At 33.7% G+C, this 17,829-nt stretch carries 9 protein-coding genes; all 9 read left to right on the top strand.

Going from position 1 to position 17,829, the window contains the following annotated elements; translation table 11 throughout:
• Positions 1-95 precede the first annotated feature (95 nt).
• The 9 genes from BMW63_RS04955 to BMW63_RS04915 all read left to right on the top strand — a co-directional run bounded on the left by BMW63_RS04955 (position 96) and on the right by BMW63_RS04915 (position 17,825).
• Positions 96-3,113 (top strand): SusC/RagA family TonB-linked outer membrane protein, encoded by a 3,018-nt coding sequence (locus BMW63_RS04955; protein ID WP_245744862.1) that lies wholly within the window; start codon positions 96-98, stop codon positions 3,111-3,113.
• Positions 3,114-3,124: 11 nt separating this feature from the next.
• A complete protein-coding gene (locus BMW63_RS04950; RefSeq protein WP_074721809.1) occupies positions 3,125-4,666 on the top strand; it encodes a RagB/SusD family nutrient uptake outer membrane protein in 1,542 nt (513 codons plus the stop codon).
• Positions 4,667-4,822: 156 nt separating this feature from the next.
• Positions 4,823-8,140, top strand: a complete 3,318-nt coding sequence (locus tag BMW63_RS04945) for a VCBS repeat-containing protein (RefSeq protein WP_074721807.1) — start codon at positions 4,823-4,825, stop codon at positions 8,138-8,140.
• Entirely contained in the window at positions 8,133-11,399 is a 3,267-nt protein-coding gene (locus BMW63_RS04940; protein WP_074722086.1) for a VCBS repeat-containing protein, read from the top strand. Before BMW63_RS04945 ends, BMW63_RS04940 begins: the two co-directional genes overlap by 8 nt.
• A gap of 38 nt (positions 11,400-11,437) precedes the next feature.
• Positions 11,438-12,763 (top strand): vanadium-dependent haloperoxidase, encoded by a 1,326-nt coding sequence (locus BMW63_RS04935; protein ID WP_074721805.1) that lies wholly within the window; start codon positions 11,438-11,440, stop codon positions 12,761-12,763.
• Positions 12,764-13,681 carry a GyrI-like domain-containing protein gene (locus tag BMW63_RS04930; RefSeq protein ID WP_074721803.1) on the top strand — a complete coding sequence of 306 codons (918 nt, stop codon included), beginning with the start codon at positions 12,764-12,766 and terminating at the stop codon, positions 13,679-13,681.
• 150 nt (positions 13,682-13,831) lie between these two features.
• The gene (locus tag BMW63_RS04925; protein WP_074721801.1) at positions 13,832-15,139 is read left to right on the top strand and encodes an MFS transporter; all 1,308 of its coding nucleotides are present in this window, start codon (positions 13,832-13,834) and stop codon (positions 15,137-15,139) included.
• A 16-nt stretch (positions 15,140-15,155) separates the two neighbouring features.
• Entirely contained in the window at positions 15,156-16,082 is a 927-nt protein-coding gene (locus BMW63_RS04920) for a carbohydrate kinase family protein (RefSeq protein ID WP_074722084.1), read from the top strand.
• 6 nt (positions 16,083-16,088) lie between these two features.
• Positions 16,089-17,825, top strand: a complete 1,737-nt coding sequence (locus BMW63_RS04915; protein ID WP_074721799.1) for an alpha-amylase family protein — start codon at positions 16,089-16,091, stop codon at positions 17,823-17,825.
• Positions 17,826-17,829 lie beyond the last annotated feature (4 nt).

Here is a 17,829-nt window from a genome sequence, read left to right as displayed (position 1 = left end):
GATTTTCTTAAAGTTATCATAAATTTTAGCTAAGTTTGATATTCAATTTAAACAAAACCATTCAAACAAATTATTAACCAACTTATTTATTACGTATGAAAAATAGTCTAACCAAAGGCTTGATGGTGTTTCTAACGGTATTATGTACAAGTTTCACATATTCGCAAAGTGTGTCCGGTACAGTATCCGATTCTAGTGGGCCTCTTCCTGGGGCTTCAATATTAGTTAAAGGAACAACAAATGGAGCACAAACAGATTTCGATGGAAAATTCACCATCGGAAATGTCGGACCAAATGCTATTTTAGTTTTTAGTTATATTGGTCTTAAAACACAAGAAGTAAATGTAGCTGGGAAAACTTCGGTGAATGTTATACTAAAAGAAGACTCAGCAGAGTTGAAAGAAGTAGTCGTTATCGGTTACGGTACTGTTAGAAAGAAAGATGCGACTGGTGCAGTTGATCAAATAGGGGCTAAAGATTTTGATAATGTAGCTGCGCCTTCACCAGCGCAACTATTAAGAGGTAAAGTAGCAGGTGTACAAGTAACACAATCTAGTGGAGAACCAGGAAGTGGAGTTGCAGTAAGAGTTCGCGGAAATTCCTCTATTCGTTCTGGAAATGGACCGTTGTATGTTATTGACGGTGTGCCGTTAGATGGTGGTAATGTTTCCGCTGGCGGTGGACTTACGGCTAATAATGGTGCTCAGGATTTGGGGTCATCTTCTGCAAGAAACCCATTGAACTTTATTAATCAAAATGATATCGAAAGTATCAGTGTATTGAAAGATGCTTCTTCTACGGCTATCTACGGTTCTCGTGGAGCTAACGGTGTAATTGTTATTACTACTAAAAAAGGAAAGTCTAGCGTGCCACAACTTACTTATAGTACTTCTGTTACTTTTAGTAAGAAGGCAGGTAATTTTGGTGTGATGAGCGCTGATGATTTTGTTGCTGCAGGTGGTGATGACAAAGGGTCAAGATCTTATAACTGGGAAGACGCTGTATTAAGAAATGGTTTTTCTATGAATCATGATTTATCGTTTAGTAAAACTACGGATAATTCGAATACAAGATTGTCTTTTGGAGCATCTAACACGGATGGAATTGTTAAAAATTCAGGTTTAGATAAGTATTCAGCTTCGTTTTACAACTCTAATGATTTCTTTGAAGGAGCTTTGAAAGTGGAATCAAGAATTATTTACACCTCATTGAAAGATGAAACTACATTATTGTCTAATAATGCAGGTTACATTGGTAATTTAATTGGTACGGCATTGTACTGGAATCCAACTTCTCCTATTTATAATGCGGATGGTACATATAATGTAATCAGTACCTCTTATTTGAATCCAGTTCAATTATTGAATTCTTATAAAGATTTCACGAACACTAGCAAGTTATTGGGAAGTATCAATACAACTTGGAAAATTAATAGTCATTTGAAATATCAATTTTTATTTGGTATTGAGAGTTCTACATCGGCTAGAAAAACACAGTTGCTTCCATCTATCCAAATCTTGAATACTGCGCAAGCTGTTGTTCCAGGTACTGGAACAGATCCTGTAACGAATCCTGCTATTACTAAATATGGTCAAGCGGCTATTGCGAATCAAAATAAATTCAATAAAACTTTTGAGCACACTTTAAATTACAATAATGACATTAGTGATAATTTTAATTTAGATGCTTTAGCTGGATATTCTTACTATGACTATACTGCTGATGGTAATCAATCTTCAGGAATAGGTTACGATAGTGTACAAACTAATTTAATTGATAATATTGAAGGAGGTTTACAAAATGAATACAGAGTATCTTCTTATAGAAATAGAGTGGAATTACAATCTTATTTTGGAAGAATTAATGCGACTTTATATAAAAAATTAATCCTTACAGGAACAGTGAGAGCTGATGGTTCAACTAAACTTGGATTAAATAATAAATACGATTATTTCCCTTCTGTTGGTATCGCTTACAAAGTTGTAGATAATAAAGAGGGTTTAGTTAATGATTTCAAAATTAGAGGGAATTATGGTATTACTGGAAATCAGGAATTTGCACCAAATTCGGCTATTGCGAGAGCTTCTTATGGTAATAATGGTTCTTTAAATTTAGATAGTAATTCAAATGCTGATTTAAAGTGGGAAACTACTAAATCCTATGGAATAGGAGCTGATTTCGAATTTCTTAATAATAGGTTGACAGGTTCTCTTGATTACTTCCAAAGAGATACTAAAGATTTAATTTTTCCAGTACCTGCTGCTGCTACTCAACCTGGACCTCCATCACCTCGTTTTAAAAACTTACCGGGTAATTTAATTAATAAGGGAATTGAGGTAGCTTTAAGCTATAAAATTATTAATAGTGAGGATCTTAATTGGGATATTTCTGGGAATGTCTCTTTCTTGAAAAATGAAATGACAAATTTTGCTGGATTCATCTCTACGGGTGGATTAAATGGTCAAGGATTGTCTGGAGCGTATGCACAAGTAATTACTAATGGTAAACCAACTTATTCTTATTATATGTATGAATGGAGAGGGTATGATGCAAGCGGTAATTCTATTTATGCGGATGCTGCAGGAAATGATACGGGTTTAGGTACTGCTGCTAAAAAATTACTAGACAAGCAACCTTTACCAAAAATTAATGTTGGATTCTCGACAGGTCTAAACTACAAAGGATTTGATGCAAGCGCATCTTTCTATGGTGCTTTTGGACATTATATCTATAATAATACATCGAATGCTTATTTCTTTAAAGGAGCATTCCTTGGAGGTAGAAACGTAACTCAAGAAGTTGCTACATCTCCTCAAGCTGCTGGGGATCCTAACTCTCCTTCTACAAAGTATTTAGAAAAAGGGGATTTCTTAAGAATGGGTAATCTTAGTTTTGGATATACTCTTACAGGAAATTATTTAGAAAGAATCAAAGTTAAATCGGCTCGCGTCTTTATAAATGCTGCAAATCTATTTGTCATCACAAGTTATTCAGGAACAGATCCAGAAGTCGATACTGATAAATCTCTGAATGGTGTGCCTTCAGCAGGTATAGAATATCTATCTTATCCAAGAGACAAAAGTGTATCTGTCGGTCTTAACGTAACATTTTAATTAAAAAAACGATGAAAAGAATTAATATTATAAAAGGCATCTTACTAACTAGTACGATTGTACTAGGGGTGAGTTGTACAAATCTAGACGAAGAAGTATTAGACGGTGTTGTTGTCTCTAATACTGGCGGAGGAACAGTAAATACTTCATCCTTATTGACTAGTGCTTATGAAGGATTGAGAGGTTTTGAGACACAAGGACAAATGTTTGCATTGGATGAAATGTCAACAGATGCATTAGTTGGACCTACCCGTGGAGGTGACTGGGATGACAATGCAACATGGAGACAGATTCACGTGCATACATGGGCTCCAGATCACGTTGAGGTAAGAAATGCATGGAATGCTTTATTGTCTCAAGTATACAATTGTAATTTAGTTATTGAAAATGGTTCAGGAACTGAAGTAACTCAAGCGCGTTTCCTTAGAGCATTCTATTATTACAATGTAATTGATTTGTTTGGACAAGCGCCTTACAGAGAAGCTGGTTCTGCTTTGGAGGATGACCCTAAAGTTTGGTCTCGAGTTGAAGCTACAGACTTTGTAATAAGTGAATTGGAAGCGGTAATCTCACAGTTGCCAGCAAGAGTTGTTGGTAATACTGGGGTAGCGAATGCTGATGCAGCACATTTTTTATTGGCTAAGTTGTATTTAAATAAAAGTGTCTTTAAAGCTGCAGCTCCTGCAGGACCGTATACTTTTGATCCTGCCGATATGACAAAAGTAGTTACTAATATAGATGCAATTAATAGTTCATTAGCTGTTGATTATTGGGATAATTTCAAGCCAGGTAATGATACTTCTCCTGAAATATTATTCTCTTCCAAAAATGTTAGAGGTGGTGCTGGAGGCGGAATTCAATTCCATTGGAGAATGGGAATGCATTACAATCAAACACCAGATGGATGGAATGGTTTTGCTACTGTAGCAGAATACTACGATAAATTTAATCCTAATGATAGACGTATTAAAAACAATGATGCTGCGATAATTACTGCATTTGGTAATCCAACTGGATTTCAAATTGGTCAAATATATAAGCCTGGAGGGACTGAAATCGCTCGTGATAGAATTAAAAATGATGTTAACCCACTTGGTCAGCCATTAATTTTCACTAAAGCTTTGACTTTAATTACGAGTGGAGCTACATTGGAATCTGCAGGTGTAAGAGGTCAAAAATATATTCCAGATGTTCAAAATTTAGGAGCGCCTGATAATGATTATGTATTTATGAGATATTCAGATGCTTTGATGATGAAAGCGGAAGCGATTGCTAGAGGAGGGTCAGGAACAAATGACGTTGCTAAATTGGCGCAAATTGTTTCAAGATCTGGACAAGTAGCAGTTTTTCCAACTACTCTTGATGGAATCTACCTAGAAAGATCTAAAGAATTATGGTGGGAAGGATGGAGAAGAAATGATATGGTGCGTTTTGGAAAATTCCTTGCAGCCAGAGAGTTGAAGCCTTACGTTTCTGATAATAAATATATATTATTTCCAATTCCAGCAGATGCTTTGTTTAATGCAAACTTAAAGCAAAACCCCGGTTACTAAGGATTATTTACAATTTTATGTTTTGAGTTAGTTATAGAGAGGGTACTTGTTACCCTCTTTATTATTTACTCTATTTTGATTATTTTATTTAATGATTATTTTATAAATTAGACAAATAAATCACTCTTTTTTTTGAAACCAAATCCCAGCAGTTGTATGTTTAATCGTTACCTTTTTTTTTCAATTTTCATTCTTTTTTTTTCTAATTGTTCTAAAGAAAATACTGTAAATAAAGATGCTTTATTTACTAAATTAGATGCCTCAGCAACCGGAATTAACTTTGTTAATGATGTGAAAAATGGAGCTGATATGAATATTTTTAAATATAGAAATTTTTATAATGGTGGTGGAGTAGCTATTGCAGATGTTAATAATGATGGGCTTTCAGATATTTATTTTACCTCTAACCTGGGGGCTAATAAATTGTATTTAAATAAAGGGAATTTTCAATTTGAAGATATTTCTAAAAAAGCAGGAGTAGAAGGTTCTAAGTCCTGGTCAACCGGAGTTGTTATGGTTGATATTAATGCAGATGGATTACTGGATATCTATGTTTGTAATGCTGGAAACATACAAGGCGACAATCAAAAGAATGAACTTTTTATCAATAACGGGAATCTTACTTTTACCGAAAAAGCAGCAGATTATAACCTAGCAGATACTGGAATAACTACACATACAGCATTTTTTGATTATGATAAAGACGGAGATTTAGATGCTTATATTTTAAATAATAGTTTTATACCGGTGAGTAGTCTTAATTATTCGAATAAGAGAGAATTGAGGGACAAAGATTGGGACGTAGCTGATATTTTAAAAGGTGGCGGAGACCGTCTGCTTCGTAATGATAACGGAAAATTTGTTGATGTAAGTAAGGAAGCAGGAATTTATGGTAGTTTAATCGGTTTTGGATTAGGTGTTACCGTAGGAGATGTCAATGGGGATTTGTATCCTGATATCTATGTTTCTAATGACTTTTATGAAAGAGATTATCTGTACATAAATAATAAAAACGGAACTTTTACGGAGCAAATTCAAGGTTGGGCTTCTCATATCAGTCAGTCTTCTATGGGAGCAGATATGGCTGACGTTAACAATGACGGAAAAGCAGATGTATTTGTTACAGACATGTTGCCAGAAGGTGACGAACGATTAAAAAACACAACTAGTTTTGAAAATTATGATTTATTTCTACGAAAAATAAATCTCGATTTTTTCAATCAATACATGCAAAACACCTTACAGGTTAACAACGGAAATAATCAGTTTGTGGAAATTGCCAATTACGCCGGCGTTGCTAAAACAGATTGGAGTTGGGGCGCCTTACTATTTGATATGGATAATGACGGCTACAAGGATATTTATGTTTGTAATGGAATTTATCACGATTTGACGAATCAAGATTTTGTTGACTTTTTTGCGAATGAATTTATGCAAAAGATGGTCGTGACAGGAAAGAAGGAACAAATTGAGACGATAATAAATCGCATGCCAAGTTCTCCTATTCCTAATTATGCCTTTAAAAATAATAAAAACCTGACTTTTACAAATGAAGCGCAAAATTGGGGCTTAGGTACTCCTAGTTTTTCAAATGGAGCTGCTTATGGAGATTTAGATAACGATGGGGATTTAGATTTAGTTGTTAATAATGTAAATATGGAGGCTTTTGTTTATCAAAATAATTCAGAAAAAAAGAAAGACAGTCATTTTATTAAAGTCAAGTTAAAAGGGGATAATCAAAATATTTTTGGAGTAGGAAGTGTTGTAGAATTATTTTCAGGCAAAGAAATTTTGAGACAAGAACTTATTCCTTCTAGAGGTTTTCAGTCTTCTATTGATTATGTGATGACTTTTGGTATTGGAACAAAAAAAATAGATTCTTTACAGGTTATTTGGCCTAATGGGAAGTTTCAAACGCTTAAAAAAATCACTAATAACAGCACAATTAATTTGAAAATTGCTGACGCGAAAGTGGATTATATTTCTAAAGGAAATAAAGCTAAGCCACTTTTTGTTGAAACTAAATCTGGATTTTTAGCTCATAAAGAAAATGATTATATCGATTTTGACTATGAAGGTTTAATTTCAAAAGAACTCTCTCAAGAAGGACCAGCGCTTTCAGTTGCAGATATTAATGGAGATGATAATGAAGATATTTTTATTGGCGGAGCAAAAGGAGTTTCTGGGAAAATTTATTTGAATAAAGGAAACAATAATTATAGTTTGACGAATCAAATCAGCCTTGATTCAGATGCTAATTATGAAGATACTGCAGCTAATTTCTTTGATGCAGATAATGATGGCGATATTGATTTATTAGTAGGCTCAGGAGGAAATGAAAAAGCCGATCAAAACAATTATAAAAATCGTTTGTATTTAAACAATGGTAAAGGCGTGTTTGTGAAAAGTACAACGGCTATGCCAACTACAAATAATAATGTTGCCGTGATCGTATCAAATGATTTTGATAATGATGGCGATATGGATGTTTTTATAGGAAGCCGAAGTGTTCCTGGTGTTTATGGAATTGACCCTAAACATTTATTATTAGAGAATGATGGGAAAGGTAATTTTACTAATGCTACTGATAAAAAAGCTTTTAAACTCAATACTGTAGGGATGATTACTGATGCAATATGGGAAGATATAGATAATGATTCTAAAAAAGATCTGATAATCGTAGGGGACTGGATGGCTCCAAAAATATTTAAAAATACAGGAAGGAGACTTGTTGAATATAAATCAAATCTAACAGAATTTTCAGGTTTTTGGAATGCAGTAAGCTGTGTAGATTTGAATAATGACGGTAAAAAAGATTTGGTTTTGGGGAATAAGGGAACGAATACCACTTACAAAGCTTCTGTAAAAAATCCGATGCGATTATTTGTAAATGATTTTGACAATAATGGAACTATCGAACAGATTGCAACCCGATCTATAGATGGGAAAGATATGCCTTTGAACCTAAAACAGGATGTTGCGAAACAAATACCATTGATTAAGAAGAAAAATTTAAGTTATGCGGATTACGCTAAGAAAAGCTTTCAGGAACTCTTTGTTGCTGATGTCACAAATAATTCAATTCAAAGAACGGCTACCATTCAGGAAAGCGTGGTTGCCATGAATAAAGGAAATGGAACATTTGAAATAGAAGCTTTGCCAAAAGAAGTTCAGTTTTCTTCTGTGAACACCATTTGCGTGGTAGATATTAATAAAGATGGAATTCTCGACCTTGTTTTAGGAGGTAATCAATACGAGTTTAAACCACAGTTTTCAAGACTTGATTCTAATTATGGAAGTGTTCTTTTAGGGCATAAGAACGGCAGCTATACATGGGTTCCTTATGCTCGATCTGGATTTTATATGAAAGGCGAAGTGAAGCATCTTAAAACAATAAAAAACAAGGCAAACGCCATTTCTATAATTGCCGTAATTAATGATAATGCACCTAAAATATTTAAAAGCAATGAATAATTTTTTTCGAATAGCACTGCTTTCTGTGCTAATGGTAAGTTGCTCAAAAAAAGAACATTATTTATTTGAAAAACTAGCCTCAGATAAAAGTAATATTACTTTCAATAACCAATTAGACCCTTCTAAAAATATTTCTATTTTAGATTACCTCTATTATTATAATGGAGGTGGTGTAGCACTTGGAGACATCAATAATGATGGTTTGGTTGATATCTATTTTACATCAAACCAGGGTAAAAATAAATTGTATCTGAATAAAGGCAATAATAAATTTGAAGATATAAGCACTAAGGCTGGAGTTGAGGGTCAAAGTGACTGGACTGCAGGAACGGTTATGGCAGATGTAAATGGGGATGGATATTTAGATATTTATGTTTGTGCTGTAGTAGGGATAAATGGTTTTGAAGGACATAATGAATTATTCATTAATAATAAGGACAATACTTTTACAGAAAGTGCGGCAGAATATGGTTTGGATTTAGATAATTACAGCTCTTCGGCTGCATTTTTTGATTATGATTTAGATGGTGATTTAGATATGTATTTGTTGAATCATGCGGTACATTCGGAAGAATCGTTCGGGAATGCCGATGTAAGAAATAAAAGAAGCTATGAATGTGGTGATAAATTATTTAGAAATGACAATGGTAAATTTGTTGATGTAAGTGAGCAAGCAGGTATTTTTGGAGGAGCAAACGGATATGGATTAGGCCTTGCTGTTTCCGATTTTAATCTTGATGGTTATCCTGATATTTATGTTGGGAATGATTTTCACGAAGATGATTATTACTACTTAAATAATGGCGATGGTACTTTCACAGAAAGTTTAAAACAACATTTTGGACATACCAGCCGATTTTCGATGGGAGTTGATGTTGCGGATATCAATCATGATGGATTCCCAGATATTCTAACGCTCGACATGCTTCCTGAGAATGAAAAAGTTTTAAAATCGTCATTAGGAGATGATAATGTACAGATGCTAAAAATGAGAACCGAAAAATTAGGGTATCATTATCAGTACACAAGAAACATGTTGCAATTAAATAATGCAGGAAATAATTTTACTGAAACCGCGCTTCTTAATGGTGTAGCTGCTACTGACTGGAGTTGGAGTGCTTTGTTTGCTGATTATGATCAAGATGGGGAACAGGATATTTTTGTAGGTAATGGAATCCCAAACCGCCCTAACGATTTAGATTATGTCAAGTATTATTCTAATGACCAGATTAAAACGAAAATAACAACCACTAAATTATTAGACAAAGAGGCTTTAAACAAAATGCCAAAAGGGAATTGTACGAACTACATGTTTCAAGGAGCTGCCGATTTACATTTTAAAAATAGATCTAAGGACTGGATAGAAAATGACTCTATAATTTCTAACGGAAGTGGTTATGCAGATATTGATAATGATGGAGATCTTGATATTATTACTAATAATTTGAATAGTGTCGCATCTGTTTACATCAATAGAACTGATACTGCTTCTAATTACTTAAAGTTGAAACTGCAGTTTCAAGGAAAAAACACCTTCGGAATAGGAGCTAAAGTGATTTCTTATGCAAAAGGGAAAAGACAGTTTAAGGAATTACAAACGACAAGAGGATTTCAATCTTCTTCTGAGCCAATGCTACATTTTGGCTATGGAAAGATAAAAACGATTGATTCCTTAGTGGTTATTTGGCCTGACAAAACATATCAAACTTTAAAGAATATAAAGGCCAATCAGACAATTGTAGTAAAAGCTGCGAAAAGAAGAAAAGCATTTAATTACCAAAAATTACATCCTTCTATTGTACCGGTATTTAAAAAGGTAGAAGGTAATTTGGGAATAGACTTCACGCATCAGGAAAACGACTACGTTGATTTTATCTTTCAAAAATTAATTCCTTACCAACGTTCAGATCGTGGACCAGCTACTGCCATAGGAGATTTAAATAATGATGGTAAAGACGATATTTTCTTTGGTGGATCCAAGAATAAAAAGGCAACGGTATATGTTCAAAATGGAAATGGATTTTCGAAAAAAACGTTTACAACTATAGCCAATGATTCCGTATATGAAGATGCAGGGGCTGTAATTGGGGATTTTAATAATGACAAAGTCAATGATTTGTTTGTAGCTTCTGGAGGTGGTGAAAACGCCTCTGATTTACAGGACCGCTTGTATCTATCAGAAAAAAAACAATTAGTAAAATCAAACTTAGTGGAGTTGACCAAAAATGCTTCTGTAGTTAAAATGTTTGATTATGACAATGATGGAGATTTAGATATTTTTGTTGGAAATAATTCGGTTAATAACCGTTTCGGAAGCATTCCAGATTCCTATTTATTAAATAATGCAGACGGTGTTTTCTCTATTGTTCAAAATAAAACCTTTTCAAAAATTGGAATGGTGACGGATGCTGTATTTTCAGATTTCAATAAAGACGGTACAATCGATTTAATTGTAATAGGGGAATGGATGAAACCTACTTTTTTTGCCAATACAAACGGAAAATTCAAAGACGTAACAGCTACTGTGTTGCCAGAAAAAAGTAATGGTTTGTGGCAAGCAATTATACCTTTTGATATTGATAATGATGGGGACCTTGACTATATAGTAGGGAACTGGGGGATGAACTCCAAGTTCAAGGCGTCTCAGGAATTTCCGATGAGAATGTATTATGATGATTTTGATCACAACGGATCTTATGAAACGATTGTAGCTACTGAAAAAAATGGAAGCTATTACACTACCATGGGACTTGATGAATTAGCAGAGCAGTTTAGTGGGATGTTAAAAAAGAAATTCAAAAGCTATAAGGTATTTGCAGGAAAAACGGTTGAAGAAGTCTTTAGTCCAAAAATGCTTTCGGACGCAAAGCATTTTGAAGTACATAATTTAAAATCGGGATACCTTAAAAATCAGAACGGAAAATTCACTTTTGTTGCTTTTTCAAGTGAATTGCAAGTCGCTCCAATTAATTGTTTTGTGAAATCTAACTTTGATTCCAGTAAAAAAGAAGCTGTTTTTGCAGCAGGTAATTATTTTGGAGTAACTCCTTATCACAGTCGTTTTGATGGTTTTTCGGGTGCTTTAATCAAAGATGCAAAAACAATTGTATTGGGTAATACATTAGGAATTGACTTGTCTCAAAAAGCAGTAAGGCATTTAGATATGATTACTCTAAAAGGGAAAAAATATTTACTTGTGACTGTAAACAACAACAAAGCGGAGGTATATGAATTACCTATGATCAAGGAAAATAAGTAATAGGTTAAAAGGATATTCAAATTTAAATAGAAAGAGAAATGAGATTAAGAAAATATTTTATAGTTGCAATTGTTGCACTATTTATATCATGTCAAAAGGACAAACCGATTGAAGTTACAACAGATGAATATCATGCTGCGATAGAAAATGTGACAGAAATAATGATTCATGATATTTTTTCACCGCCAGTTGCTAGTAGGATTTTTGTTTATCCTAACATTGCTGCGTATGAAGTTATTGCTCAAAATAGTAAGACTTATTTCACTCTAGGAACTCAGTTAAAAGGATTAGGAACTACTCCTAAATTAGATCCTAAAAGCGGAGTGAATGTTGAGGTTGCGGCTTTGGTTGCTCATATGGAAGTGAGCAAGCAGTTGGTTTTTTCAGAAGAATTAGTAGAGAAATTTAGAGATAGCTTATATAAAAAATGGAGCGAGACTAATGAAAAAGAATTTGAAGCTTCTAAAGAATATGGACTTAAAGTAGCAGATCATATCAAGAAATGGATGGATAAAGACAATTACAAGCAAACGCGAACGATGTCTAAGTTTTCTGTTTTGCCTAATGTTGCCGGTAGATGGCAACCAACTCCACCGGCTTATATGGATGCAATAGAACCACATTGGAGCGAAATTAGAACACTTGTATTAGATTCTGCCTCTCAATTTAAACCTATACCAGCACTCCCTTTTTCATTAAATAAAAATTCAGCTTTTTTTAAACAAGTACAAGAGGTTTATGATATTAGCTTAGATATGAAAAAGAAGGGTGATAGTTGTGATGAGGTTAAGATGGCTCAGTTCTGGGACTGTAATCCTTACGTTTCGGTGAGTCAAGGACATATGATGTTTGCCAAAAAGAAAATAACTCCAGGCGCGCATTGGATGGGAATTACCAAAATTGCTTGTAAAAAATCAAGTGCTAATTTTGAGAAAACAGTTTTTGCTTATACAGAAACATCTATCGGAATGTTTGAAGCATTTATCAGCTGTTGGGATGAAAAGTTTAGGAGTAATGTTATAAGGCCAGAAACGGTGATCAATCAGGAAATTGATGAAAACTGGAAACCAGCTTTGCAAACACCTCCATTTCCAGAATACACTAGTGGACATTCTGTGGTTTCTACTGTTTCGGCTGCAATTTTAACGTCGATATTTGGAGATAATTTTGCTTTTGTGGATAATTCAGAGTTGCCTTTTGGTCTGCCAAACAGATCTTTTAAATCTTTTAACGCTGCTTCAAAAGAGGCTGCCATGAGTCGTTTTTATGGAGGTATTCATTACAGAGCAGCAATTGAAAACGGAATTGTACAAGGGAATGAAATTGCTGGTTTTGTTGTGAATAAATTGAAAATGACGAAGTAAATGAAGACTAATAAAAAAGTAGTATTGTTTTTTAGCGTTTTAATTTCGCTTTTTTTAGTGTGGTATCTTTTTATTAAAAAAAGTGATTACTGTATTTCATTTAAGGTAAAAACAGCAACCGGGACCGTATTTCAAGGAGTTCAGGAATGGTCAGCTTTGCGACAATCTACGGAAAAAGAAGAATATCATACGCTAGAAAAGAAAAACTTTAGTTTCATCAAGCAATCGATGACAAAAGGGAAGATAAAAATGGAATATACTTGGGAAATTAATTCTATCAATGATTCTGTTACTCAAGTTAATGCTTGTATAAAGGATTTTAATAATAGTATTTACAACCGATTGACTGTTCCGTTTGTTGAAACTGATTTTAGAAAACAACAAATTGAAAAGATTACTAATTTTAGAAATGGGTTAAATAAACATTTGGAAAGCTTTAGAATTAAAATTGCTGGAATTAAAACTTCTGAGGAAACGTTTGTTGCTTTTATCAATTTAAAAAGTATGATGCAGGAAAAAGCACAGACAATGATTGCAAATGATGCAATTATAACAGGCTATTTGCAACAAAATAATATCAAAATCATAGGGAAACCATATGTCGAAATTCAAAATTGGGATTTGGATAAAGAAACGCTTGATTTCAATTATTGCTTTCCCATTGCCAAGGGCACTAAGTTTGTTGAAAATGAATTTGTAAAGTTTAAAACCTTAAAAGCCATTAAAGGATTACAGGCAACTTATTACGGTAATTTCAGGACCTCAGACCGAGCTTGGTTTACCTTGTTAGATTATGCACAAAAGCAGGGAATCGACTTAGCCCACCAACCACTGGAACATTTCCTAGCAAACCCTTTTAACGGAGGGAATGAGCTGAGCTGGGAGACAAAAATAATTATTCCTATTTTAAAAATGTAAAAAAGAAAATTCGATATTATTTCATGAATTCGAAAACGTTTTCGGTACTGCCGAAAACGTTTTTGTTTTAATAATTCAATTATTTGGCAATTTTAAAATTAAATTTAAATATTATAACCAGAAAAAAAACGAATTAACCAGTTAAGTGCAATGAATATACCGAAAATAAAACTTACTTTTTGGCAGATAATTAATATGAATGTTGGTTTTTTCGGGATCCAATATAGTTTTGGATTACAACAAAGTGCCGTTAATCCTATTTATGATTTTTTGCATGCAAGCCCAGATGAAATTCCTTTATTAAACCTTGCGGGACCTTTAACGGGTTTATTAGTTCAACCTATAATAGGAGCTATGAGTGATAAAACCTGGCATCCACGATGGGGAAGACGTAAGCCTTATTTTTTCATAGGAGCAATGGTTTGTAGTATTGCTTTATTTTTGTTTCCCTTTAGCAGTTCACTATGGATGGCAGCTGGATTATTATGGATATTAGATGTTGGGAACAATACTGCTATGGAGCCTTATCGCGCTTTTATTGCAGATACACTTGATGAAGAACAGCAACCAATAGGATTTCAAGCCCAAAGTTTTTTTACAGGTTTTGGTCAGTTTTTAGCATATATATCCATTGGGGTTTTCCCGTTAATAATTGTTGGTTACACCGGCGAATTACCCAATTGGATGTATGCTTCTTTCTTTATAGGGGCAATCTTGTCCATCACATCTATATGGTGGAGTATGAGTAAAACTACTGAAATCCCGCCAACAGCTGAAGAAATTGAATATATAAAAGCCAATCCATTAAATATTATTTCGCCTTTTGTAGATATTTATAAGGCCGTTTTAGAAATGCCAAAGGTAATGTGGCAGCTGTTTTTAGTCTACTTATTCCAATGGTATGCTATGATGTGTTATTGGCAGAATAATTCTAAAAGTATTGCTTTGTCGGTTTGGGATACAACACCTTCGGACAAAATTGGATATGGTGAAGCAGTTCGCTGGAATGGATTAGTCGGGGCATTTGGGTTCGTAGTTACTTTTTCGATCGCATTCTATTTGGCAAAGTTAGCGCAAAAGCATGGCGCTAAAATGGTTCATTTTGGATGCCTCTTATTAGGAGCTGTTTCTCTTTTATTCTTCCCTGTAATACAAAATCAATATTTATTCTTTGTTGTAATTATTGGGTATGGAATCGCATGGGCAAGTATGATGGGGATTCCATATTTAATGGTTGTTGCCAATATCCCAAAAGAACGCTATGGAGTGTATATGGGAATCATTAATATGATGATTGTTATACCAATGATTTTTCAAAATGTATCATTTGGATTTATTTTGAAGCATTTCTTAAATAATGATCCTCGATTGGCTATAACTTTTGCGGGAGTTTTATTGCTCATTGGTGCAATCTGTACCTTATTTATAAAAACAGAAAATAAAAAATTAAGTGAATAATTCAATAAATAATAAGATGGATAATATAGATATCCTTTGTGTTGGCGAAGTTCTTATAGATTTTATTGGGCATCAAGAAGGTGTTCTTATTAATGAAACTAGAGATTACCATAGGTATTTAGGAGGTTCTCCTACTAATGTTGCTATGAACTCAACAAGATTAGGTTTGAATGCTACAATGGTCGCTACAGTTGGTAAAGATGGTTTTGGATCCTATATTTTTGAAAAGTTATCGGAAGTTGGCGTCAATACAAGCCACATTAATACATTGGATAATAAATCAACAAGTGTTATTTTTGTTTCTAGGTCTGAAGGTACACCAGATTTTATCCCTTTTCGTGAAGCAGATTGTTGCATTTATGAAGAGCAAATTTCAAGTGAAATATTATCTAAAACTAAAATATTTCATACTACCTGTTTTGCATTAAGCAAAAACCCTGCACAGAAAACAATTTTAAAAAAGGCACAAGAAGCTTATGATTTAGGATGTAAACTAAGTATAGATGTTAATTATGCTAAAAAACTCTGGAAAAGTCAAAAGAAAGCTCTTAAGGTGATCAAAACCTATTGTCAGTTCAACCCGTTAATAAAAATAAGTGAGGATGATATGCTTCGCCTTTTTGAGAAAGAACTACCTCATGAAGTTATATTTCAATTTTTTCATGATCAAGGTGCAGAAATTGTATGCTTAACATTGGGAGGCAAAGGAGTGAAATTATCTCAAAAAGGAAAAGAAGTCATAGAAATGCCAGCGATAAAAATTGACAAAGTAATGGACTCAACTGGAGCGGGTGATGCTTTTTGGTCTGGATTTTTATTTGCCTATATTAAGGAAAAAACTATCGATGAGTGTTTGGATATCGCTTTAAAATTAGCGGCTTTAAAACTGCAAAATGTTGGGCGTTTACCAGATAACATTAATATTCTATCTAAACTTTTATAAAGCACGATGCAAGAAAATAATAAAACAATCGCTAATGGTGTGATGCTTAATGCGTATCCAGATAGCATTGGAGGAAAATTCAGTGATACAGTAGACATGCTTAAAATGACAGAATTTAAGGATGTTTTTTCTTTGCTATATGTATTGCCTACTTTTTTTAATAGTGACTTAGATAGGGGGTTTTCTATTATTGATTATAATCTTAATAAAGAGTTAGTAGACACAAACGACTTACTTGAATTAGAAGAACTCAATGTTAAACTTAAATTTGATATTGTCTTAAATCATCTTTCTGTCGCTTCACCACAATTTAAAGATTTACTTAAATACGGTAACGAATCTAAATATAAAGATTTCTTTATCAATTGGAATGAGTTCTGGGAAGGAAACGGAGTAAAAAATGAGGATGGTGTTATAATTCCAAAAGCTGAATATCTCCATAAATTATTCATGCGCAAGTCTGGTTTGCCAGTATTAAAAGTTCGTTTTCCGGATGGTACAGAACAACCGTATTGGAATACCTTTTACCAGCAAATAACATATAATCCTATAACAGTTTTAGATTTACAAAATATAAGTGGTTTATCAGAAGAGCAAAGTCTATTTATAACTGCAAAAATTAATGAAGCTATTGCTAAAGATCAAGATTTTACAACTGTTGATTTTAAAGAGGTGAGTCTTTTTAAAGCAGATATTCTACAAGTAATAGAACAGAAGCGTTCTTATTTAGGACAAATGGATGTGAATGCAGCATCGCCTTTAGTTTGGGATTTCTACGAAGAGACACTAAAAAAACTACGTGGTTATGGTTGCAACATTCTTCGCTTAGATGCTTTCGCCTATTTACATAAACAAGTAGGGGAATCAAATTTCTTCAATAAACCGGGTACTTGGGAATATTTAGAACGAATTAAACAAATAGCGCAAAGAAACGATTTGATACTCTTGCCTGAAATTCATGCGGAGTATGGCTTGCATTTGCACGATGAAGTAGCTAACGAGGGCTATACTATTTATGACTTTTTCTTGCCAGGTTTAACGATTCATACTATTGAGAATAAAACGAGTAAAGCTTTATTAAGTTGGGCAAAAGAAATTATCGCCAAAGGATATAAAACAGTAAACATGCTTGGTTGTCATGACGGAATACCTGTTTTAGATTTAAAAGGTAAAGACGTAAATGGGGTTTATAACCAGGGCTTGTTAGAAGATGACGAGATAGAAGGGATTATGAATACAATCATGGAGCGCGGTGGTCGCGTGAAAAATCTTTATGATCCTTCAGGAAAAAAGATTTCTTATTATCAAGTAAACGCTACATTTTTTAGTGCATTAGGTGAAGACGAGCAAAAGTTACTTTTAGCTAGAGCGATACAAATGTTTATGCCAGGAATACCTCAAGTGTGGTATTTAGATGTTTTTGCTGGGAAAAATAATTATGAAGCAGCCGATAATGGTGGTAGCGCAGGTCATAAGGAAATCAATCGTACAGCATTAACTATGCAAGACATAGAGCAAGGCTTAAAAACAGATGTGGTAAAGAAACAGCTAGAGATAATTCGTTTAAGAAATACCTCAGATGCATTTTTAGGAAAAGTAGAAATTAATGATGCCCTTGATGATGCCCTTGACATTAAATGGACAAACAATAAATCAGTAGCGCATTTAATAGCTGACCTTAAAACCTGTCATTTTACGATAGATCAAATAGATAAGGGAACTACCAAAAAAATGAGTTTTTAATATC

It is taken from the genome of Flavobacterium frigoris (assembly GCF_900111075.1).
GTDB lineage: Bacteria > Bacteroidota > Bacteroidia > Flavobacteriales > Flavobacteriaceae > Flavobacterium > Flavobacterium frigoris.
Note: the sequence above shows the minus strand (reverse complement) of the source record. Positions and strands in the feature narration are given on the sequence as shown.

Bases quoted from the DNA above. Each gene is read 5' to 3' on its own strand.
- BMW63_RS04915 (WP_074721799.1), top strand. From the start codon at position 16,089: ATGCAAGAAAATAATAAAACAATCGCTAATGGTGTGATGCTTAATGCG.
- BMW63_RS04920 (WP_074722084.1), top strand. From the start codon at position 15,156: ATGGATAATATAGATATCCTTTGTGTTGGCGAAGTTCTTATAGATTTT.
- BMW63_RS04950 (WP_074721809.1), top strand. From the start codon at position 3,125: ATGAAAAGAATTAATATTATAAAAGGCATCTTACTAACTAGTACGATT.
- BMW63_RS04940 (WP_074722086.1), top strand. From the start codon at position 8,133: ATGAATAATTTTTTTCGAATAGCACTGCTTTCTGTGCTAATGGTAAGT.
- BMW63_RS04925 (WP_074721801.1), top strand. From the start codon at position 13,832: ATGAATATACCGAAAATAAAACTTACTTTTTGGCAGATAATTAATATG.
- BMW63_RS04945 (WP_074721807.1), top strand. From the start codon at position 4,823: ATGTTTAATCGTTACCTTTTTTTTTCAATTTTCATTCTTTTTTTTTCT.
- BMW63_RS04955 (WP_245744862.1), top strand. From the start codon at position 96: ATGAAAAATAGTCTAACCAAAGGCTTGATGGTGTTTCTAACGGTATTA.
- BMW63_RS04935 (WP_074721805.1), top strand. From the start codon at position 11,438: ATGAGATTAAGAAAATATTTTATAGTTGCAATTGTTGCACTATTTATA.
- BMW63_RS04930 (WP_074721803.1), top strand. From the start codon at position 12,764: ATGAAGACTAATAAAAAAGTAGTATTGTTTTTTAGCGTTTTAATTTCG.